Origin of the sequence: Paenibacillus hamazuiensis (assembly GCF_023276405.1) — a bacterium.
Classification (GTDB): Bacteria; Bacillota; Bacilli; order Paenibacillales; family NBRC-103111; genus Paenibacillus_AF; species Paenibacillus_AF hamazuiensis.
In genome coordinates, this window is the sequence record NZ_JALRMO010000001.1 from 2346819 (window position 1) to 2367785 (window position 20967).

The 20967-nt window shown below is 55.5% G+C and carries 20 protein-coding genes; 11 read left to right on the top strand and 9 right to left on the bottom strand.

The features are described 5' to 3' along the window. The first annotated feature begins 17 nt into the window (after nucleotides 1-17). From MYS68_RS10340 to murQ, 4 genes are read left to right on the top strand one after another with little or no spacing between them, the layout of a single operon-like run. Complete coding sequence (locus MYS68_RS10340; RefSeq protein WP_420852106.1) at nucleotides 18-974, top strand: carbohydrate ABC transporter permease; 957 nt, start codon at nucleotides 18-20, stop codon at nucleotides 972-974. Nucleotides 975-992: 18 nt separating this feature from the next. Continuing rightward, entirely contained in the window at nucleotides 993-1817 is an 825-nt protein-coding gene (locus MYS68_RS10345; protein WP_248925767.1) for a carbohydrate ABC transporter permease, read from the top strand. Continuing rightward, complete coding sequence (locus MYS68_RS10350; protein WP_248925768.1) at nucleotides 1804-2850, top strand: N-acetylglucosamine kinase; 1047 nt, start codon at nucleotides 1804-1806, stop codon at nucleotides 2848-2850. The genes MYS68_RS10345 and MYS68_RS10350 overlap by 14 nt, the downstream gene beginning before the upstream one ends. Beyond that, nucleotides 2834-3742, top strand: coding sequence for an N-acetylmuramic acid 6-phosphate etherase (gene murQ, locus MYS68_RS10355; RefSeq protein WP_248925769.1), 909 nt, complete (start codon nucleotides 2834-2836; stop codon nucleotides 3740-3742). Before MYS68_RS10350 ends, murQ begins: the two co-directional genes overlap by 17 nt. A 63-nt stretch (nucleotides 3743-3805) precedes the next feature. Here murQ and MYS68_RS10360 read toward each other — a convergent pair whose 3' ends face one another. Continuing rightward, complete coding sequence (locus tag MYS68_RS10360) at nucleotides 3806-5077, bottom strand: PAS domain-containing sensor histidine kinase (RefSeq protein ID WP_248925770.1); 1272 nt, start codon at nucleotides 5075-5077, stop codon at nucleotides 3806-3808. Nucleotides 5078-5228: 151 nt separating this feature from the next. Here MYS68_RS10360 and MYS68_RS10365 point away from each other — a divergent pair, with 151 nt between their 5' ends. After that, nucleotides 5229-5714: an LURP-one-related family protein gene (locus tag MYS68_RS10365; RefSeq protein ID WP_248925771.1), complete on the top strand. Its 486-nt coding sequence runs from the start codon at nucleotides 5229-5231 to the stop codon at nucleotides 5712-5714. Nucleotides 5715-5721: 7 nt separating this feature from the next. Here MYS68_RS10365 and MYS68_RS10370 read toward each other — a convergent pair whose 3' ends face one another. The 4 genes from MYS68_RS10370 to MYS68_RS10385 all read right to left on the bottom strand — a co-directional run bounded on the left by MYS68_RS10370 (nucleotide 5722) and on the right by MYS68_RS10385 (nucleotide 9337). Further along, nucleotides 5722-6366, bottom strand: a complete 645-nt coding sequence (locus tag MYS68_RS10370; RefSeq protein ID WP_420852107.1) for a thiamine diphosphokinase — start codon at nucleotides 6364-6366, stop codon at nucleotides 5722-5724. 194 nt (nucleotides 6367-6560) lie between these two features. Beyond that, nucleotides 6561-7751, bottom strand: coding sequence for an N-acetylglucosamine-6-phosphate deacetylase (nagA, locus tag MYS68_RS10375; RefSeq protein WP_248925773.1), 1191 nt, complete (start codon nucleotides 7749-7751; stop codon nucleotides 6561-6563). Beyond that, nucleotides 7748-8476 carry a glucosamine-6-phosphate deaminase gene (nagB, locus tag MYS68_RS10380; protein ID WP_248925774.1) on the bottom strand — a complete coding sequence of 243 codons (729 nt, stop codon included), beginning with the start codon at nucleotides 8474-8476 and terminating at the stop codon, nucleotides 7748-7750. Before nagB ends, nagA begins: the two co-directional genes overlap by 4 nt. A 3-nt stretch (nucleotides 8477-8479) precedes the next feature. Beyond that, nucleotides 8480-9337 carry a MurR/RpiR family transcriptional regulator gene (locus MYS68_RS10385; protein WP_248925775.1) on the bottom strand — a complete coding sequence of 286 codons (858 nt, stop codon included), beginning with the start codon at nucleotides 9335-9337 and terminating at the stop codon, nucleotides 8480-8482. A 242-nt stretch (nucleotides 9338-9579) separates the two neighbouring features. On the opposite strand from MYS68_RS10385, the gene MYS68_RS10390 reads away from it, so the two are divergent. Together MYS68_RS10390 and MYS68_RS10395 are read left to right on the top strand one after the other, a co-directional pair. After that, nucleotides 9580-10671: a citrate synthase/methylcitrate synthase gene (locus MYS68_RS10390; protein WP_248925776.1), complete on the top strand. Its 1092-nt coding sequence runs from the start codon at nucleotides 9580-9582 to the stop codon at nucleotides 10669-10671. Between the two features lie 239 nt (nucleotides 10672-10910). Beyond that, nucleotides 10911-12128, top strand: a complete 1218-nt coding sequence (locus MYS68_RS10395) for a metallophosphoesterase (RefSeq protein ID WP_248925777.1) — start codon at nucleotides 10911-10913, stop codon at nucleotides 12126-12128. 111 nt (nucleotides 12129-12239) lie between these two features. Here MYS68_RS10395 and MYS68_RS10400 read toward each other — a convergent pair whose 3' ends face one another. Then, nucleotides 12240-12554, bottom strand: coding sequence for a hypothetical protein (locus MYS68_RS10400; protein WP_248925778.1), 315 nt, complete (start codon nucleotides 12552-12554; stop codon nucleotides 12240-12242). 193 nt (nucleotides 12555-12747) lie between these two features. Here MYS68_RS10400 and MYS68_RS10405 point away from each other — a divergent pair, with 193 nt between their 5' ends. Further along, on the top strand, nucleotides 12748-13092 hold the full coding sequence (locus MYS68_RS10405) for a winged helix-turn-helix transcriptional regulator (RefSeq protein WP_248930868.1): 345 nt from the start codon (nucleotides 12748-12750) through the stop codon (nucleotides 13090-13092). A 56-nt stretch (nucleotides 13093-13148) separates the two neighbouring features. On the opposite strand, the gene MYS68_RS10410 is transcribed toward MYS68_RS10405, so the two are convergent. Then, nucleotides 13149-14159 carry an asparaginase gene (locus MYS68_RS10410; protein ID WP_248925779.1) on the bottom strand — a complete coding sequence of 337 codons (1011 nt, stop codon included), beginning with the start codon at nucleotides 14157-14159 and terminating at the stop codon, nucleotides 13149-13151. 267 nt (nucleotides 14160-14426) lie between these two features. On the opposite strand from MYS68_RS10410, the gene MYS68_RS10415 reads away from it, so the two are divergent. Genes MYS68_RS10415 through MYS68_RS10425 form a run of 3 tightly spaced genes read left to right on the top strand, consistent with a single transcriptional unit; the run spans nucleotide 14427 to nucleotide 18233 of the window. Beyond that, nucleotides 14427-15977, top strand: a complete 1551-nt coding sequence (locus MYS68_RS10415) for a spore germination protein (protein ID WP_420852212.1) — start codon at nucleotides 14427-14429, stop codon at nucleotides 15975-15977. Further along, complete coding sequence (locus tag MYS68_RS10420) at nucleotides 15974-17074, top strand: GerAB/ArcD/ProY family transporter (RefSeq protein WP_248925781.1); 1101 nt, start codon at nucleotides 15974-15976, stop codon at nucleotides 17072-17074. The genes MYS68_RS10415 and MYS68_RS10420 overlap by 4 nt, the downstream gene beginning before the upstream one ends. After that, entirely contained in the window at nucleotides 17061-18233 is a 1173-nt protein-coding gene (locus MYS68_RS10425; protein WP_248925782.1) for a Ger(x)C family spore germination protein, read from the top strand. Before MYS68_RS10420 ends, MYS68_RS10425 begins: the two co-directional genes overlap by 14 nt. A gap of 40 nt (nucleotides 18234-18273) precedes the next feature. Here MYS68_RS10425 and MYS68_RS10430 read toward each other — a convergent pair whose 3' ends face one another. Together MYS68_RS10430 and MYS68_RS10435 are read right to left on the bottom strand one after the other, a co-directional pair. Beyond that, the gene (locus tag MYS68_RS10430) at nucleotides 18274-18969 is read right to left on the bottom strand and encodes a GntR family transcriptional regulator (RefSeq protein WP_248925783.1); all 696 of its coding nucleotides are present in this window, start codon (nucleotides 18967-18969) and stop codon (nucleotides 18274-18276) included. Nucleotides 18970-19182: 213 nt separating this feature from the next. Continuing rightward, nucleotides 19183-20964 carry an ABC transporter ATP-binding protein gene (locus MYS68_RS10435; protein ID WP_248925784.1) on the bottom strand — a complete coding sequence of 594 codons (1782 nt, stop codon included), beginning with the start codon at nucleotides 20962-20964 and terminating at the stop codon, nucleotides 19183-19185. Nucleotides 20965-20967: the final 3 nt, after the last annotated feature.

Below are 20967 nucleotides of genomic sequence, written 5' to 3' on the forward strand. Positions count from 1 at the left end.
AAGGGCGGCGAGGCCACATGAGTCAAGGAACGGCATTGGAACGTAAAATGAAAAGGCAGCCGGGAGCATGGAGCTGGAAAAACAGTTTCATCCATCTGTTCCCGATTCCGGCCCTCGCCGTGTATGCGCTGTTTATCGTATATCCGATCGCGGCGGCTTTCAGCTATAGCCTGTATGATTGGAAAGGGCTGCAAAAGGGCGACTTTATCGGCATCGGCAATTTCGTCAAGCTGTTTACGGTGGAGCCGTTTAACGGGCTGTTCTGGAACGCCTTCGGGCACAACTGGTATTACTTTGCGCTGGAAATGATCGTGCAGAACGGCATCGCTTTCGCACTTGCTTACATTATTTTCTCCAAAGTGAAAGGCGCCGAGCTGTTCAAAATCGCTTATTTCCTGCCGAGGCTGCTGTCGGTCATCGTCGTCGGCTTCCTCTGGAAGCTGATGCTTAATCCGAATTACGGACTCGTTAACGTCACGCTCAAAAAGCTTGGTCTCGACACATGGACCCGGCCTTGGCTCGGCGATCCGGAGACGGCGCTCACTTCCATCGTGCTGGCCAACTGCTGGTTCGGCATCGGTTTTTCGGTGCTCATTTTCCTCGCCGGCCTGCAGTCGATTTCGCAGGAGGTGCTGGAGGCGGCGAGAATCGACGGGGTGCGCGGCTTCCGCATGATCCGCTCGATGATCGTGCCGATGATGATGCAGTCGGTCGTCATTATAACGGTATTCACGTTTATACACGCGTTTGAGGCGTTCGAATTGGTGTACGCGATGCAGGGCTCGCAAGGGGAGCCGTACCATTCCACGGACACGCTCGCCGTATTTTTTTACCGGATTGCGTTCGGCGGGTCGACCGGAGACAGCGTGGCGATCGGTCTCGGCTCGGCGCTGGCGGTGGTGCTGTTCTTCATCATCGCAACGCTGTCGGCATTGTTTATGTTTTATGTACGCAAAAAAGAAATGGATCATTGAGGAAGGGGAGCGGCGGCCATGAAAACGAATATCGGGCTGCGCGTCGGCCATTACGCCATAGCGCTAGTCTTTGCGGTCATCAGTCTGTACCCGATCTTCCTGATGATCCTGTCATCGTTCAAGACAAATATCGAAATATTCAAAAATCCGATGGCGCTGCCGAAAAACTGGAGTACGACGGCGTATGCCAAGCTGCTGAAGCAGCTGCCGTACTTCGATTACTTCGGCAACAGCCTGTGGGTGAGCGTCATATCGGTAGCGCTCATTCTCATCTTCGGCGCGCTCGCGTCGTTTTATATCGCCAGATATCCTTTCAAATGGAACCCGGCTCTATTTTTCTTCTTCCTGCTCGGCATGATGATTCCGATCAAGCTCGGCATCGTACCGCTTTTCCTGCTGATGAAAAACCTCGGGCTGATGAACAGCAGCCTGTCGCTTATTTTGGTATATACGGCGATCGGCATCCCGATGTCGGTGCTCATTTTGACCGGATTTTTCCGGACGCTGCCGAAGGAATTGGAGGAGGCCGCAAAAATCGACGGCTGCTCCGATATGCGCGTGCTCACGAGCATCCTGGCTCCGCTTATGCGGCCGGCGCTCGGAACGGTCATGATCATAAATTTTATCACCGTATGGAACGATTTCTTTTTCCCGCTTATTTTCATTCAGGATGAAATGAAAAAGACGATTCCGGTCGGCATGCTGACGCTGTTCAGCGAATATTCAACCGACTGGAGCGTGCTTTTCGCAGGGCTTACGTTATCTTCGCTGCCGATGATCGTGCTGTTTGCGATCGCCTCGAAGCAGTTTATGGAAGGGATGACCGCAGGTGCCGTCAAATAACGCAGATCGACTTATAGGAGAGCGCAGGTTTATCGGCATCGACGGCGGCGGAACGAAGACGGCGTGCGTCATCGGCGACGAATGCGGGCATGTGCTTGCTGTGGTTCATGGCGATTCAAGCAACGTGAAGTCGAAGCCATGGGACGAGGTGAAGGCGGTGCTGAGCGGTCTGCTCGGGCAGGCGCTCAAGGCATCGGGCAGCGACCGTTCGCAGCTCGCCGGCGTCTTTCTCGGTCTGGCCGGTACGGACCGCCCGGAGGAGAAAGGACCCGTGCTCGCGTACATGAGCGAGCTGCTGCCGCCCGGCGTGCCGGTGACACTGCAGAACGACGCGGTGACGGCGCTGGCTGCGGGCACCTGGGGCGAAGCCGGTATCGTGCTGATCGCCGGTACCGGCTCGATCGCCTGCGGCTACTTGCCGGAAACGCAGAGGTATGTGCGCGTCGGCGGCTGGGGTTATTTGCTCGGTGACGAGGGCAGCGGCTTCGACATCGGCCGGCAGGCGCTCGCCGCCGTCATGCGGCAGTTCGACGGCAGAGGCGAGGAAACGGCGCTGACGGCGCTGGCTCTGGAGCATTTCGGGCTGGAGCGGCCCGAGCAGCTTATCACTTATATCTATGCGCAGCCGAATGTACGCGCATCGATCGCGGATGCGTCGAAGCTTGTGCTTGCTGCGGCTAAGCAGGGTGATGCCGTGGCTGAGCGCATTGTGAGCGAGGCTATCCGGCAGCTGCTGGAGCTCGCGCAGACGGTTCGCGCGAGGTTGCTTGACGGCGGGCCGGCGGAGGACCGCCGCCTGCCGCTTGTGCTGAGCGGAGGCGTGTTTGCGGACGAATGGTTCGCTGCGCGCCTGCAGGCGGCCGCCGATCTAGCGGCTGCCGGCTTCGAGCTGCGGCAGCTGCGTATCCCGCCGGTCGCCGGCTGTTATATACTGGCGCTCAAGCAAGCGGGAATCGAGATCAGCGAACAGATCAGACAACGGATAGGATTTATGGGGGACGAGGAGGGAACACATCATGGACTTAGGCGTTAGTCAACCCGTCACGGAGCAAAGAAATGAACGGACGGTTCATTTGGACCGCTTAAGCATTAGAGAAACGCTGGAAGTGATGAATGCCGAAGATCAGACGGTTGCCGTCTCGGTGCAAAAGGCGCTGCCGCAGGTGGAGGCCGCCGTTATCGCCATCGTGCAGCGCATGAAGCAGGGCGGCCGGCTGTTCTATATCGGCGCCGGAACTAGCGGCCGGCTCGGGATTTTGGACGCTTCCGAATGCCCGCCGACGTTCGGTGTAGAGAAGGAGCTCGTCACCGGCATCATTGCCGGCGGCGAAACCGCAATCGTAAACGCGGTCGAAAACGCGGAGGACGACGAGGAGGCCGGCGTCCGCGATATCGCTGCGTTGGTTTCTCCGCGCGACGCTGTCGTCGGCATCACGGCCAGCGGTCGCACGCCGTATGTGCTCGGCGCCATACGTGAAGCGAACCGGATCGGCTCGCTCACGGTCGGCGTTTCCTGCAACGAAGGGACGCCGCTCAGCCGCGCCGCTGTGCACGGCATCGAGGTGCCCGTCGGGCCCGAGGTCGTCACCGGCTCAACCCGGCTCAAAGCCGGCACCGCGCAAAAAATGGTGCTGAACATGATTTCGACGACGGCGATGATTCAGCTCGGCAAAGTATACGGCAACCTGATGGTGAACGTGCAGGCGACGAATCTGAAGCTGCGAGACCGCGTCGTGCGCATCGTCATCGACGCGACGGGCGCGGACCGCGAAACTGCGGAAGCGTACAGTCTGCGTGCAGACGGCGATGCCCGGGTGGCGATTTTGATGCTGAAATTCGGCATCGACCGCACCCAGGCTCTGAACGCGCTGCGAAGCAGCGGCGAGCATTTCGGCGAAGCGATGAAGCTGTTGGAGAGAAAATAAAAAAAGGCTGTCCCTTGTGCTCGCGATTGAACGAGTATGAAGGGCGGCCTTTTTTTGCGGTGCTTATTCATTAAAGACGTTTTCTACGGCAGGAAGCAATATGCGAATCGTCGTCCCTTTGCCGACCTCGCTTGCTATCGCAATTGAGCCGTTATGGTTTTGCAAAATTTTATTGCTGACCATGAGCCCGAGCCCGGTGCCGCTTTCTTTCGTCGTGTGGAAAGGAAGACCGATTTGGCTGAGCCGTTCGTTTTCAATCCCGCAGCCTTGATCCTTCACCTGAATTGAAATATAGGAGCCCGTTCTTTGGATCAAAATCGAGATGTCTCCGCCTCCGGGCATCGCTTCAATGGCATTTTTAATAATATTGATAAACACTTGCTTTAACTGGTTTTCCTCGCAGTAAACAATCGGCGACCCTTCCCCGGGCTGAACCTGAATATCGAGCTGCACGGAATGCAGGATGAGCTGGGGCTGCATAAACGACACGGTATCGCGGATCAGGTCGATGATGTTTTTGTTGCGAAAATGAGCTGCATAAGGCTTGGCGAGCACCAGCAGCTCGCTGACGATTTGATTGATCCGGTCGATTTCTTCCAAAACGATGTCGATGTAATGCTGCTGCTCGAGCTTCGGCTTGATCAGCTGCATAAATCCGCGGATGGTCGTGAGCGGATTGCGGATTTCATGTGCGATTCCGGACGCAAGTTCGCCGATGACATGAAGTTTGTCCGAGCGCCGCAGCATTTCCTCCGCCGCTTTTTCTTCCGTAATATCGGTTAAGGAACCGATCACTTTAGTGAAAACGCCGCCCCGGAATATCGGATTGGCGATCGATTCGACCCATAGGACCTCATCGCGGTCCGGGGGCAAAATGCGGTGCTGCAGCTTGGCCGGTTTACCGGACAAAAAATCGTTTACAAAACTGCGGACGGCTTCTTTGTCATCCTTATGGAACAGATCCGTATCGGCCCATTCCGTCGGATCAAGCAGTACGTCGGAAGAGATGCCGATAGTCTCTTTGGCCCCCGACGACATGTTAAACGCTTTGGTCGAAATCGAGTATTCCCATATCATGATGTTGCTGCTGTCAAAATAATTTTGCAGCTCTTCGCGGCTGCGCTCCAGTTCCTTCGTTCTCGATTCCAGTTCGCTTGCGTAATACCGGGCTTTGTCGTAATAACCGCCAAGCCACCAGGCGACGACGCTGCAGGCGACGGCCCCCAGAAGTTGCCCTTCCCAGGCGCTTTTAATGATAAAGTAATAATATAAGAAAAAGCATACACCGACGATCGAAGTAAACATCACACCGGCGATACGGCCCGTTTTTTTCATATTCATCTCCAACAAATCAACATTTTTCAACAAATTCTTACAAAACCTATCGTACCTCCATTCGAACCGTTATGCAACATTTATGACGCTTGCCGAAGGTAACTTTTTATGGCTTCATTTCGTCTGAAATGCAGAAAGGAGCGTGGCCGTGATGAAGTTATATTTTCGCGATAACTTTTTTAATGCCGGTCAGACGGACATTTTAAACGAAAGAAATGAACGGGTAGGAGAGGTTGATTTGCGCAGCGCGTTCGGTTCCACTCTCGATATATATGACCGAAACGGCAAGCCGCTATTCGGCGGGAAATTTCCGTTTATGTCCGGCAGGTGGCTGGTGACGGGGGAGGAGGGGGAAGAGCTCGGTCAGCTTAGGCATAGACTGTCTTTTTTTAATAAAAAATATGAATACGATGCGTTTGGAAGAGGACTTTATGAAATTACATCCCCTGCGTTTTCCCGCGAATACGAAATTCACCATGAAACCGGGGTTATGGTCGCGGCTTTTGCAAAGGTGAACGGCTTTTTTGAGGCTTCTGCATTTTGCCTTGAAAACCGCTCCCGCGAAATCGACAGCTTTGAGTGGATCGCCGTCATTCTCGGCATGCACGAAATCCAGAAGAGGCACAGGAGCAGCTGAAACTGATCTAGTCGATGCTTTCGATCACAAGCAAAAGTCCTTCCGCCACTTCCACCGAGCCGGATTCGGAGACGAGCACGTTGCTGATGCCGAGCGACTGGCCCAATGCGAGTGCTGCACGTTCCAGCGGGTATTGAAAACCGCGCAGTGTAATGCCGCGAACTTCCAGGCTTAGCGGAAGAAGGGAAACCTGCGCAAAGCGGCTGCGCGTGACGCGATGAATGCCCGGTCCGCTCACCATGGCAATCCGGTTATGCTCGTCGGCGATGAAGCTGGATATTCCGGCGTCTGCAGCCTTTCTCAGCAGATGGACGTTGGCAAGGGAATGGTCCCACCGTGTGCCGAGGACTCCGAGCATGACGATTTCCTCCGGACGTCGGCGAAGCGCCCATTCGAACGCCATCTCCGTATCGGTCAAGTCTTTGAACACCGGATCGCACGTAATAAACTGCCCGCTTGCGTTTTCGATCTGCCTCAGCTCGTCCGGCGAAACGGAATCGAAGTCTCCGATCGCCAGCGCCGGCGCGCGGCCATGCCCAACGAGAAACCAGGCGCCGCGGTCCACTCCGACAAGGATATCGCCGGACCGGGCATATTCGAACGCCCATTCGCCGAGATTTCCTCCTGAAAATATTACGATTCGTTCGGACATTGCCATCCCCCTTACTCTTATAAGGCCGAAAAAACGGATAAGGCGATTATACCATAGATTGCCGGGTTTCCAGCGGCATCGGAATAAAACACGGAGCGTCAGAGGAGAACGATATCCTCTAACGCTCCGTTTGCTGCAATAAAGCAGGCAGCCGGAATGACGAACGTCATCGGCCATAACGGGCGGCGCGGCCGTCAGCCGCCGATGTTTAAAGCAACTTCGCGGCCGCTAACCCAGACGCGCTGCAGGTTCAAATCGGCGTCCAGCAGCAGCACGTCCGCCAGCTTGCCGGGCTCGAGCGAGCCGGTCTCGCCGTACAGACCGATGGCGCGGGCGGGATTGCCGCTCGCCATCCGGCTGGCGTCCTCGATCGGCACGCCGACCTCGCGCACGGCGAAGCGCAGCGCGCCGATCATCGTCAGCGTGCTGCCGGCGAGGCTGGAGCCGTCCGCGAGCCGCGCGACGCCGCCTTTGACGACGACGGCGAGGCCGCCGAGCTCGTAGTCGCCGTCGCCAAGGCCGGCCGCGGAGATCGCGTCGGTGATCAGCACGACGCGGTCCGCGCCTTTCGCGCGCACGAGCAGGCGGATCGCCGCCGGATGCACGTGGTGGCCGTCGGCGATCACCTCGGCGGCGATGCGCTCATCGCTCAACACCGCGCCGACGGTGCCCGGCTCGCGGTGATGCAGCGCGCGCATCGCGTTGAACGTATGCACCGCGTGGCTGAGCCCGTGCTCCACGGCCGCTTCGATCTGCGCATAAAGCGCGTCGGTGTGGCCGCACGCGGCGACGATGCCGTGCCGCCGCAGCGCGGCGATGTAGGGCAGAGCGCCGTCCGTCTCCGGCGCGAGCGTCTGCATCCGGATCACGCCCGGATGCGCGGAAACCCACTCCTCCAGCCAGGCCGGCTGGGGCGGGACGATGTGGGCCGGGTTTTGCGCGCCCGGCCATTTGGCGCTGATGAACGGGCCTTCGAGGTGCACGCCCGCAAGCCGGGCGTAAGGCATCGGACCCTGCATGTAACGGTGGACGCGCTCCAGCACGCCGTCGATGTCGTTTTTCGGCGCAGTCACCGTAGTGGCCAGCATGGCGGTCGTGCCGTGCGCTGCATGAAAACGCGTAATCGCGTCAAGCCCCTCGGCGTCCGCGTCCATAAAGTCGCAGCCATAGCCGCCATGCACATGGACGTCGATGAAGCCCGGCAGCACCCAGCCCCCGCGGGCATCGATTTTCTCCATGGCGGGCCAATTCTCGCAGCTTTGCGCAGCCGGCGCCGGCATCGAGCCTATGTCCGCGATGCGGCCGTCCCGCCATAAAATCCAGCCGTTTTCCTTCACACCCTGAGGCGTTACGACTTTGGCATTAAAGATTAATATGGAGCTCATGGGAACAACCTCCCGGCTTCGTTATCGAGCAACACGACGAGATGAGGGTGCGTTTGCAGCAGCGAGGCGGGACAGTCGGTCGTAATCGGGCCGGTCAGCGCGCGATGCACGATTTCCGCTTTGTCTGCGCCGCGAACGACAAGCAGGATCATTTTCGCCTTCAAAATGGTGCCCACGCCCATCGTGATCGCCTGCGTCGGCACATCGGCCAGCGAAGGGAAAAACCGCGCGTTCGCCTGGCGCGTTTCTTCGCGCAGCGTGACGACATGAGCGCCGCTGATCAGCGCATGATCCGGCTCGTTAAAGCCGATGTGACCGTTATGTCCAAGGCCGAGCAGCTGCAGATCGATTTGCCCGGCTTTGTCGAGCAGGGCGTCGTAACGGCGGCATTCCTCCTGCAAATCGGCGGCGTTGCCGTTGGGGATGTGGGCCTGTTCCCGAGGCAGGTCGATATGCCTAAGCAGGTGCTGCTCCATATAGGAATGATAGCTCTCCGGATGCTCCTCGGGCAATCCGACGTATTCGTCGAGATTAAACGTGGTCACTTCCTTGAAGCTGACGAGCCCGCGGCGGTAGGAAGCGACCACTTCCCCGTAGATGCCTACCGGCGTTCCGCCTGTGGCGAGCCCCAGCACGGCGCGGCGGTTCGTTTGGATCAGGCCGGTTATAATGCCTGCGCCGGCTTCGTTTAATTTTTCCGTGGAATCGAATTTAAGCAGGTTCACGGCTTACAGCTCTCCTTTGCCGACATATTTTTTCACCATTTGAAAAGACTTCTCGAGTCGCGGGACATGCACCTCGAACTGCTCGCTGACCAGCCCCATGAACAAAATGTCGATCACGTGCAGCTGCGCGATGCGGGAGGCCATGTCGCCGCGGCGCATGCCTTCCTCAAGCGTCGACGTAAACAGCTGGATATCGGACAAGCCGGCCAGCGTGCTTGCGCCGAATTTGGTCAGCGAAATCGTGGTCGCCCCGTTCTCCGCAGCGCAGCGCAGGGCGGCGCACGTTTCCGGCGTTTCCCCGGAGTAGGAGATGCCGATCGCGACATCTTCCCGGGTCAGCGTGGATGCCGATGTGATCTGCATGTGCGGATCGGCGAAGGTGACGGCTCTCAGTCCGATCCGAACGAGCTTCTGGTAAAAATCCATCGCCACGACGCTGGAGGTCGCCACGCCGTACAAATCGATTTGCCGGGCGTTTTTCAGCGCACCGAGCGCTTTTTGCAGCTGCTTTACATCGAGCAGCCTCGTCGTATCGGTAATCGAGCGAAGGTGATTGGCTTCCATCGCCGAGATGATGCTGGATAACGGATTTCCGGCGACGATATCCTGATACGACTGCCGAGGATCGGGTTGGGCGAGCTCGGCGGCGAGCTTCATTTTAAATTCGGCAAACCCGTTAAAATGCAGCATCCGGCAAAACCGCGAAACCGTTGCCGTGCTGCCTCCGGATTTTTCCGCCAGCTCGGTGATCGACATAGAGACGACGTCGCCGGCGTGCTCCAGGATAAATCCGGCGATTTCCTGCTCCTTGGGATTCATCCCGGCACTAAGCTCGCGGATCGTTTGGAGGATGGCGGACAATTTTCGGTCACCTCGTCAAGAAAATAATTTACACAAATTAACGCATTGATTCGAAAATTATTTACATATTTAATATATACGATTACTTAATTGCTTGCAATCCGCATAATATTTAGATTTCGAAAAGAGTGGCGTCCCAATAAATAAATACTATCAATACTATAAAAACATAAAAATATACATTATCATCCGGAGGGTTTATGATGAAATCAAATCAGAAATTCTCGAGGGAGGTTTTTCATATGGCAAAAGTAACCGGTTTGGAAGGAGTCGTCGCCGCCGAAACCGCGATCGGTCTGGTGGACGGCGAGAAGGGGCAGCTCGTATACCGGGGTTATTGGGCGAAAGATTTGGCTGTCAGGTGCAGCTTCGAAGAGGCTGCCTATTTGCTCTGGTTCGGCAAGCTTCCGGAAGCAGACGAGCTGCAGCGCTTTACCGCCCAAATGGCGGCATTACGCGAGCTGCCGGATCATGTGTTGACCCTGATCGATGCGCTGCCGGACGATATGTCCATGATGTCGGTGCTGCTGACGGCGGTATCAGCGCTCGCCCAGCCCGAGTTCGCGTGGCCTCCGACAACGCAGCAGGCAATGTCGCTGACGGCGAAGCTGCCGACGATCATCGCATACCGGCATGCCAAACTATCAAAAGCCCCTTGGTCCGGCCCGGATGAGGCTCTCGGCCATACGGCCAATTATTTGTACATGCTGAAGGGCAAGCAGCCCGAAGAAGCGCATGTGAGAGCTTTAAATGCGTATTTGGTGCTCGGCATGGAGCACGGCATGAATGCATCGACCTTCGCCACTCGGGTTGTTCTGTCGTCGCAGTCCGATCTGGTATCTGCCGTATGCGGAGGAATCGGCACGATGAAGGGGCCGCTGCACGGCGGGGCGCCGTCCGAGGTGACTGCGATGCTGGAGGAGATCGGCACGAAGGATCGTGCCGAAGCATGGCTGCGAAACGTACTCGAGCAGGGCGGCAGGCTGATGGGCTTCGGCCATCGGATCTACAGAACGAGAGACCCGCGCGCGGAAGCGCTGCAAGCTGTGGCCGCAGAATTGAACGGCCAGGATCCGTGGCTCGATCTGGCGCTGCACGTCGAGCAAACCGGCATCCGGCTGCTGGAGGAATACAAGCCGGGGCGCAGGCTTTATACGAACGTGGAGTTTTATGCGGCGGCCGTGATGCGCTCGATCGGTTTGCCGGCCGAGCTGTTTACGCCGACATTTACGGTTGCCCGCGTTGTCGGCTGGACCGCTCACGCTTTGGAGCAAGCGGAGAACAACCGCATCTTCCGGCCGCAGTCGGTATATACGGGCGACATGCCCGAGTGATTTGCGCACGTATCCTTATCGGCGGAATTTCCTTAGGCAAACATGCACGTTGAAAAAACGCCTTTCCTTTATATGTTAGCGGCGGCTTATAACCGGCGAAACGGCTAACTATAAAAGGAAAGGCGTTTATTGCGATCTTGATTTTACTTAACTTTTAAATCGGGCTAATCTCCGTCTTACAAATATTCGGTAGATTGAGAATGTTCCGATTCCATGAAATGGCAGGAGGTATAGGTTCGATGAGCCGTGACGAAGCCAGTAAAAGTATGAGCAGGAGGGAATTCATTAAAGCGGGCGGGGCCGGGGCGCTGGCCCTTACGCTCGGAACGGCCGGCATACCCGGGGAATGGATCGGCGGCGGCACGGTACAGGCTGCTGCCGGCGACAATGGGAAGCTGCAGTTCAACGCCGACGGAAAGTTCAAAATCGTTCAGTTTAACGACATGCAGGATGACGAGCATATCGACCGAAGAACCGTGGAGCTGATGGAGAAGGTGCTCGATGCCGAAAAACCGGATCTCGTCGTCCTTAACGGCGACAACATCACCGGCGGCTGCGATACGGCGGCGGAAATGAAGCAGGCGATGAACAACATCGCTCAGCCGATGGAAAAACGCGGCATCAAGTGGGCCGTCACGTTCGGCAATCACGATGAAGATTCGACTCCGAGCGGCGGGCTGGACGAAGCGGACATGCTCAAATTTTATATGGCGTACAAGTTTAACGTGAACCCTCCCGGAGAACGGGGAATTACCGGAACAGGGAACGGTCATTTGCTGATCCGGGCCTCCAAAGGGTCCAAACCGGCTTTTAACGTATGGCTGCTCGACAGCGGAAGGTACGCGCCGAATGAAATAGCCGGTCAAGACTTTGAAGGATACCCGATTTGGGACTGGCTTCGGTTCGATCAAGTGGCGTGGTATTACGAAACCTCCAAGAAGCTGGAGGAGAAGTTTGGGTTTAAAGTGCCGTCGCTCATGTTCATTCATATTCCGCTTTGGGAGCACCGATTCATGTGGTTTGCCAGCGTGGACGGAAGGTCGGAGGAGGATCACGCGAGAGCTCTCGCAAAACACCGGATCGTCGGGGAGCGGAACGAAGACGAGTGCCCCGGTCCGATCAACAGCGGTATGTTCTCGGCGATTCTTGCCCGGGGCGATGTCAAGGGAGTCTTCTGCGGTCATGATCATGTCAATACATATCATGGCAATTATTACGGCGTGCTGCTCGGCTATGCCGGAAGCGCGGGTTTCGGCACTTACGGTTTGCCCGGCGCCGATCGAAACCGGCTTCGCGGCGCCAGGGTGTTCCTGCTCGATGAAAAGGCTCCGGACGTTTTGGTCGATACCCATATGGTGTTCGCCAAAGATTACGGCATCGATCTGACGGCGAACGACCAAAGCGTGGAACCGGCTCCGATCCCGGGGAACAAGAAACAGGAGAAGATTGTAAAATAAACCATAATGCAAAAAAAGCCCGCCAACTGCGGCGATTCGGCTGTAAGTCGAGTCGGAGCCGCGACAGGCGGGCTTTTTGCCAGGAAATGAGGGACTTTGTTCACGTATGGACTAGCGGTCATTTTTTACATAATAAGCTCCGCTAGGCAGAGGAATGCTTTTATCGACTACGACCAATCCGATTCCGGGAATAAACGCAACCTTCGAATCTTTCGTCACCACGTAAATACCGGGCACATTCACTCCGTTCACATTGGTTTGCGGAATCGAAATCGTTGCGATGGGGGCAGCTTTGCCGGTTGACACGCTGGCCGAAGAAGCGTTCGACGTTTCGGCTGAAGCGGCTGCGGCTTCACCCGCTGCTGCCAGCAGCATCAATGAAGAGCAGATGGCAAATGCGGAAACCTTAGCTTTTAACGCTTTCATCACAGACCACACTCCATTCGTTTTATGAATGAGGGGAATCTGTAAAAGCGTATGAACAATGCTTGGCCACTATTCCTATGAGTGGGCTTTTTGAGCTTTTTCCGGCAAAATTGCCAGACGGTCTAAACGATCCGCTCCGAACGGGTGATCAACGATATACCGCCAACTTCCGTCGGGCTGCATGGAGATGGATATGCCCTATCAAGATGGAATGTACGGCTGCCCGGTTGAAGTAGGTTTGCAGATGCTCGGCGGAAAGTGGAAACCGCGTATTTTATTTGAATTATTTCAAGGAACACGGCGATTCGGCGAACTGAATCGCTTGATTCCACAAGTATCCAGGCATGTTTTGACTGTACAGTTAAGGGAGCTGGAGGAAAGCGGAATTGTTGAGCGAAAGGTGTACCCTTCCGTTCCCCCGAAAGTAGAGTACAGCATAACCGAATTCGGCAAGAGCTTGCAGCCCGTTCTCGAACAAATGATCGCCGTGGGAGAGCACTATATCGGTTTAAAGAAAAGAGAAACGGATCTCAGGTAGGACCAGCCATCGAGAACCCGTTGTGCCGCTCAGCGGAGAACAACCGGATTTTCCGGCTAGAACCGGAAAGTTCCGCCGCTCCTGTCGCCGGCAATCGGCGTCTCCACCAACTTTTTTACCTCGTACAAATTATCCGTTTTCCCCAAGGCCCACATCAGCTTGGCAACAAGAGCCTCCGTAATCATATCCCCGCCGTCGATCAAGCGTTTCTTGTCGAGCCTTTTTCCCGTTTCATACAAATTCCAATCTTGGCCTTCCTCCAGACATTGTGTCGTCAGTACTATGGCCACCCCATCATCGAGAAGCTCCGCCAGCGGTTTGATGAGGTCCGGATGGCTCCGCGACGGAACGCCGCCGTTTCCGAAGCTTTCAATAACGACCCCTTTATAGCGATGCCGGATCAAATCAAAAATTTGAGGGCCCAACCCCGGAAATAACTTCAGAAGAAATACACCCGTACAAAAACCGACGTCCAACTTCCACTGCTCATGATGTCCGGGATTAACTGCAGACAAATAGTGGACGACCCCGTTTTCAACGGCGGCGATATAAGGATGGTTAACGCTCTCAAAGGCATTGAGGCTTTTAGAACGAAGCTTAACCGCTCTTGTTCCAAGAATGGCTTTGCCGTTAAAAACCACATAAACCCCGCTGACCGGCTCGCTTGCGAAACGCAGAGCGTCCGTAGCGTTGCGAATGGCGTCAGTTCCGTCGAAGCGAATCGGAATCTGCGAGCCGGTAAGTACGACCGGTTTGCCGATTCCTTGAAGCATGTAGGTTAGCGCCGCCGATGTATAAGCCATCGTGTCGGTTCCGTGGGTGATGACGAAGCCGTCATACGACTCGTAATGTTCACGGATCGTTTCGGCCAGCACTTGCCAATGCCTCGGTTGAATGTTGACGCTATCCAGCTGCATGAGAGGAAGGCAGTGGATATTGTAGTGCCCCATCGTTGCCTTCGGCAAATATCGGATGATATCGTCGGGACCGAGCACCGGCGTCAATCCTTCGGGTCCCTGAACGGATGCGATCGTACCGCCTGTCCCGGTGAGCAATATTTTCTTCATTCTTGGACAGCCTCTTCCTTCGAAACTGATTTTCCCTCAGGGTTCCGCATAATAAACGAATTTATCCTTTGATCGGAAGCAAGTTCATAAAATAGATTTTTGTGGTAATGATAAATGTACAACGGGCAGGGAAGGACGGAATATGGCGGGATGGTTCAACAGCTTCTGGACTTTTTATCAAACGAGCGGGTTTGGATAGGCGGTTTGGTTGCTTTTCTCGTGCCATGGGGGCTTTCCCGTATGTTCCGGCTGCTGTTGGCCTACAGAATGACGTGGGGAAAGAAGGGAAGAGGCTCCGATTTAAAAGACGGCGGTTCCGGGACACAATCCGAAAGCTCCGGGAACGATGAGGCCAAATCGGTTACCGGCGTACTCGGAGATAAACTGCACATACTGAACGAAGCGATCGGGCATAACCCCGATGTCGTTTTCCGGTCCTTTTTGCTTGAGAAGGGCAGCAGGAATGCCGCTATCGTTTACATAGATGGGTTGGTCGATATGGCTGCCATTCAGGAACAAGTGATCAAGCCGCTGATGCAGGCCGAAAAGGTGATGGCCGACCCCGAATCCGGTTTGCCGCTTCTGGATCCGCTTAAGGAATATTTTATGAAAACGGTTATTTCGCTTGGCCATTTGAAGATGGAGACTCGGTTAGATGCTTGTATTTCAGAGATTTTATCCGGAAATTGCGTTCTTCTTATCGACGGAGCAAACGACATGATGGTCCTGAATACTTCCAAACCGAATGGACGATCGATAGACGAACCGGTTACCGAAGCGGTTATACGCGGGCCCCATGAAGGTTTTGTGGAAATTTTGCATCAAAACATACCTTTGCTTCGCCGGCGAATCAAAGACCCGAACCTCACGATTATTCCTTACAAAACGGGCCGCCGATCGCAAACGAACGTAGCGGTTATTTATATCAAAGATTTATGCGAAAATCAGCTCGTAGACGAAGTTAGAAGGCGCATCGAAGCGATGGATATCGATGACGTTTTGGAATCGGGTTATATCGAGCAGATGATCGAAGACAATTACTTGTCCTTTTTTCCGCAGGTTCAAAGCACAGAACGCCCCGATCGCGCGGCGAGCGCCTTATTGGAGGGCCGCGTCGCCATATTGACGGACGGCTCGCCCAAAGCGCTTATCGTCCCGGTTACGTTTCAAACGTTCGTCACGGCGCCGGACGATTATTACGACCGCTGGCTTGCGGGGTCGCTCATTCGGCTGCTGCGTTACTTGGCAGTGTTTATGGCGCTTTTCCTGCCTTCCATCTATATCGCGATGATTTCCTATAATCATGGGCTTATTCCGACGAAGCTGGCGATTTCCATAGCCTCGGGCAGGGAAGGAGTTCCTTTTCCTTCGCTGATCGAAGCGCTGATGATGGAAATGACGATAGAAATACTCCGGGAGGCCGGCATCCGGCTTCCCAAACCGATCGGCCAAGCCGTCGGCATCGTCGGCGGTTTGGTCATAGGCCAGGCCGCCGTTCAAGCGGGCATCGTCAGTCCGATCATGGTTATCGTCGTCTCGCTGACGGCGATGTGTTCCTTTGCCATAGCGCAATACGAAATGGGACTTACGATCCGGACCCTTCGTTTTTTCTCCATGATGTCCGCCGGGATCTTCGGCATCTACGGGATTATTTTATTTGTCATTATCATTACGGTTCACGCCGTTAAGCTGCAAAGCTTCGGTGTTCCGTACACCTCGCCGATAGGACCTTACCGATTAAGAGGCTGGAAGGATTTGTTCGTCCGCCTGCCTCTGCCGTTTTTGAAACAACACAAGCAAAAGGAGCCCCGAGGATGAACGGATCCGTCCAAAACACCATTACATCCGTGCAAGCGATGATGATCGTCATTAACACCATTATCGGCGCGGGAGTGACCACGCTGCCCCGGGATGCCGGCAAAGCATCCGGAACGCCGGATGCCTGGATTTCCGTCATTCTCGGTGGGCTGATTACTTTGCTCGCTTGCTATGTCGTAGGGCGTCTTAGCCAGCGCTTCCCGGGACAGACGTTTTTCCAATACAGTCTGCAAATTTGGGGCAAGCCTATTGGGAAAATACTCGGGTTTCTGCTCATCCTTTATTTTTTTCTGATCGCCGCTTGGCAAATACGCGCGATGGGGGAGCTTATCCGTTTTTATTTGCTGGACAACACTCCGATCGAAGTAATTATGCTTGTCTTCTTATGGATAGGCGTTTATTTGGCGGATGGGGGAATTCGTCCGATCGCCCGGCTGTGCGAGCTGTTTTTCCCGGTTCTTGTGATCTCGTTATTATTAACGCTTTTCCTGGCGCTGAACGATTTCAGGCTGGACAACATACGTCCGATTTTGGGAGACGGCATTTTACCTGTGATCAAAGGTCTTAAGAGCACTTGTCTTTCCTTCACCGGTTTTGAGGTCATGCTTGTAATCGCCGCTTTTATGAAGGATCCGAAACAAGCAATGAAAGCCGTCACGATAGGGGTTTTGGCGGTCATTCCCTTATATGCGCTTGTTGTCTTCGTTACCTATGGGGCGATGACATTCGAAGAATCCAAATCTATCACGTGGCCCTTGATGTCCTTGGCCAAAACGATCGATATCCCCGGCGGTTTCTTCGATCGTTTCGAGGCATTGATTTCCGTTATGTGGGTGATCGCCAATTACACATCCTTCGTTCCGAACTATTATTTGGCCTGTCAAGGCATGAGCAGTCTGTTCAAGAAAGATTACCGCGTTTTTTTGCTTGGTTTGCTGCCGCTTGTTTACATGGTCTCCATTTTTCCCGAAAATCTGAATGTCGTCATGAAATTAGGCGCATCGATCGGTTATTTCGATATATTGCCCGGTGGGCTTGTTCCGCTCGTTTGTTTAATCATGGCCAAGATCAGGAGGATCGGCATTGCAAAAGGGTAAACGATGGCTGGCCGCAATCGCCTTTGCCGCACTGCTTGTGTTAACGGGCTGCTGGGACCGCAAAGAAATCGAGGAGCTCGGCATCGTTCTCGGCGTAGGCTTCGACAAGAAAGACAAGCAGATCGCTTCGCTGCACTGTTTCGCCCTGCCCAAAGCTTCCTCGGAGAAAGGAGCCGTGAAGACGGGCAATTTTGCCAACGTCCACAGCGTCGGCGATCTGGTCTTCGATAACGTTCGGACATTAACCAAGGGAAGCGTGCGGTATCCGACCTACGAGCATTTGAAAATCATCGTGATCAGCGAAGAGCTTGCCCGTACCGTCGATCTAAAAAACATGATCGATTTCTTGCTGCGAAATCCGGAAGCGCGAAGATCGACCAAGGTGATAATATCCAAAGGAAAAGCAAGCGACATGTTTAAAGAGGCGGCTCCGCTCGAACCCATTCCTGCGTTAAAGCTTTCAGAGCTTGCGGATACGGCCATCCGCTCGGCTGATATGGCGCCGAGAATGATTTTGGGCGAATTGTCGGCCAAACTGACTTCGAAGACAAGTTTTATCGTTCAAGAAACCGAAATGGTCCCGAACGTGGGGGCTAGAATAACCGGAGCGGCCGTCATTAAAGGAGACACAGGTAAAATGATCGGTTCGTTATCGGAAAAAGAGACGGAGGGGCTCGGTTTCATACTGGAGGAAAACAAGAAAAACTCGGGGATCGTCAAAGTTCCGGGGCAAGAGGGCGGGAAGCCTTTCGTCTATGAGTTTCGCAAAGTCCGCAGCAGCATCGTTCCGGTTGTCAGCGGAGATCAAATCTCATTTACCTTATCGATCGAATCGGAAGGAAAACTCCGCGAGGATTGGCGCATACCCGGAAATGCGTTCGACAATCATTTTATCAAGCAGTCGGAAAAGGCGACCGAGGAAACGATTAAACAGCTGACCGAAGCGGCAATTCATAAAACCCAAAAAGAGTTCAACGTGGACGTCGTCGGGTTCGGCAAAAAATTGAGCATTCATTCGCCCAAGCTTTGGAAAGATATGAAGGAAAACTGGGAGACGAGCTTCAGCGCTATGCCGGTCGACATTCAGGTTCGCGTAAAAATCCGCGACTACGGAAACCGCGGCAGCAAAGCTGCCGACGATGCCCGGGAAGCGGGCTGAACCGCAGCAGGTCGACCCGGACGGGTTCCGGGCTCAGAGCTCAGGGACGAAAATAATGTCCGTATTTCGCTTTGATCACAGGCAGCTCTTCGTTCAGCTTGCCCAGATGGTGCTCCAGCGCTTCTTCCGCGGCTTGTTCGTCTCGGCTTGTCACCGCGCGAATCAGCGATTCGTGTTCGGCAATCAGCCGCTCGCCGTCGTTTAATTCACTCAGCGAGAGCAGGCGGAGCCGGTTCAGATGGCCGCGCATACTGGAGACGACGGATATGAGCGTCGCATTGCCGGATAAGCTGAGCAGCAATCGGTGAAACCGCTCGTCCGCCTGAAGAAAAGCGATCATATCCCCATCGCGGGTTGCCTGCTTTTGCTCGGCGATGGTAACGCGGATTTGCCGGAGCAGCTCGGCGTGACGGCTGTCATCCGGATTCCAGCTGCCGGCCGCTTTGCGCATGGCGCTTGACTCGAGGCTGTGTCGGACGAAGCGGGCCTCCTCGACCTTTTGCTCGGAAATGAGCGAAATACGGCCGCCCCGCTGCGGCAGCACTTCGATCAGCTCCTCGGTGAGCAGCATGCGGAACGCTTCGCGAATCGGCGTCCGGCTCATGCCGAGCCCTTCGGAAATTTCCGCTTCATACACCATTTGGCCGGGCTCCAGCCGCAAATGGATGATCGCTTCGCGCAAATGCTCGTAAGCGAGCTCGGATAATGTTTTTCTGGAAGCGTTCGGTTGAAGCAAAGCAATCCCTCCATGCAAATCGTTTACTTCTAGTATTTCGTATACTTGTATGCCAGTCAATAGCAAACAGCAAGAAATCGATGATCCGGACGGAGTGAGGCAGAAGGGTAGAGCGTGAACAGCGATGCGGCAACGCGTGCGGTAAGGCATACGTTGCCGCTTTCGCTTTCTGCAGGATAGCTGGGGGAGGGAGCCGTTTGCCGATCAGTCGGCTCAATCGGCTTCACGGTGCCACAGGCGGCGCATCTCTTCGCTTGACGCGAGCAATTCGTCCAGCGTGCCTTCCGCTTCGATGCGGCCGTCCTTCAGCACGACGATGTGATCCGCCCGCGTAAACGCCGCCTTGCGGTGCGACACAACGACGCAGGCCGCGCTGCGCTGCTCCGCGAGCCGCTCCCACAGCTTGCGCTCGGTATCGACGTCGAGCGCGCTGGACAAATCGTCGAAGACGAGCATCTGCGCGTCCCGTACGAACATCCGAGCGGCGGCCGTGCGCTGCGCCTGGCCGCCCGACAGCTTGACGCCGCGCGGCCCGATTACGGTTTCGAGGCCGTGCGGCAGCTGCGCCAGGTCCGCCTCCAGCACTGCGGAGCGGACCGCGGCGTCAAGTCGCTCGGGCGGGGCCTCTAGCCCGAGCAAAATGTTTTCGCGCAGCGTGTCGCTGTACAGCCGGGGAATTTGCGGCGTATAAGCGCTCCGCGGCGGCGTGAAGAAGGTGCCGGGGTCGGCGACCGGCCCGCCGTTCCAAAGGATCTCGCCGCTGTCCTTCGGCAGCAGGCCCAGCAGTGCGCGCACGAGCGTCGTCTTACCCGACCCGATGCGGCCGGTGATCACCGTGAACGAGCCGGGCGTTATCCGCAAACGAATGTCTTCGATGCCGCGGCCCGTTTCCGGGTACCTGTACGTGAGCCCGCTTGCTTCCAGCAGCGACAGCGGCTGAGCATCGGCCTGTGCGGGCAGAGCATCCGCTCCCGGCTGGAACTTTTCGGGCGGCGGAATATCGCCGCGCAGATAGAGCGGGTGAGGCTCGAGCAGCTTGTGTGGATCGTCCCCCTGCAGCAGAGTGATCAATCGCTCTTTGGAAACTTGACACTGCTTATAGTAGGTTAAAAATTTCCCGAAATTTTGGATAAATTGGGTGACGAAGTTTAAATAATAGACAAAAAGCGCGAAGTCGCCCACCGTAAAACTGCCGTCACGCATCGCGTGGGCGGCGAGCAGCAAAATGAGCCCGGTGCCGATATTCACCGTATTGGAGAACACCGAGTCCAGCATTTGCGTCAGCAGCGCATCCTTCAGCATCGCCTGGCGCCGGTTGTCGTTGAGGCTGCGGAACCGGGAGATGACGCGATCTTCTGCGCCGGCGACCTGGATCGACTGGACTGCGCTGAACATTTCGCTGATCGCCCCGGTCACCTGCGCCGTCGCTTTGCGGCTGGCGGCGCGGTATTTTTGCAGCAGGGCGGTGGCCAGTTGGGCGACGGTCACGACGACGACGAGCGGAACGAACACCCAAACGGTCAGTCCCGCGTGAATGCGGATTAGGATGAAGAACGAAACGACGGCAAACACCGTCATGCCGAACGAGTCAACGGACCAGCTGACCGTTTCCTCCGCTTGATCGACGTCGTCGCGGAAGCTGCTGATCGCTTCGCCGGGGGACCCCGGAATCGCCCGCGCGCCGGGCTTTTTCAAAACATGGCTGAGCAAGTTGCGGCGAAGCAGTCCGCCAATCCTTTGCCGAAAGTTCACATCCGTCAGAAAGCCGAAAATGATCAGCACAACGCGGACGAGAGCGGAAGCGAGCAGCAGCGCAATGAGCGTCCAGACGCTAAGGGTCGCAGGGGCATCGCCCGACAATGTATCGAAAAAGCGCTTGGTTACGAGCCCCGGCAAAATGGGGGCAAGATAAATAAGCGACCAAGCCGTGGCGTTCAGCCAATATAACAAGGGACGATAAGAGATCATCCGGATTAAAAATGTAAACGTGCTCATCGG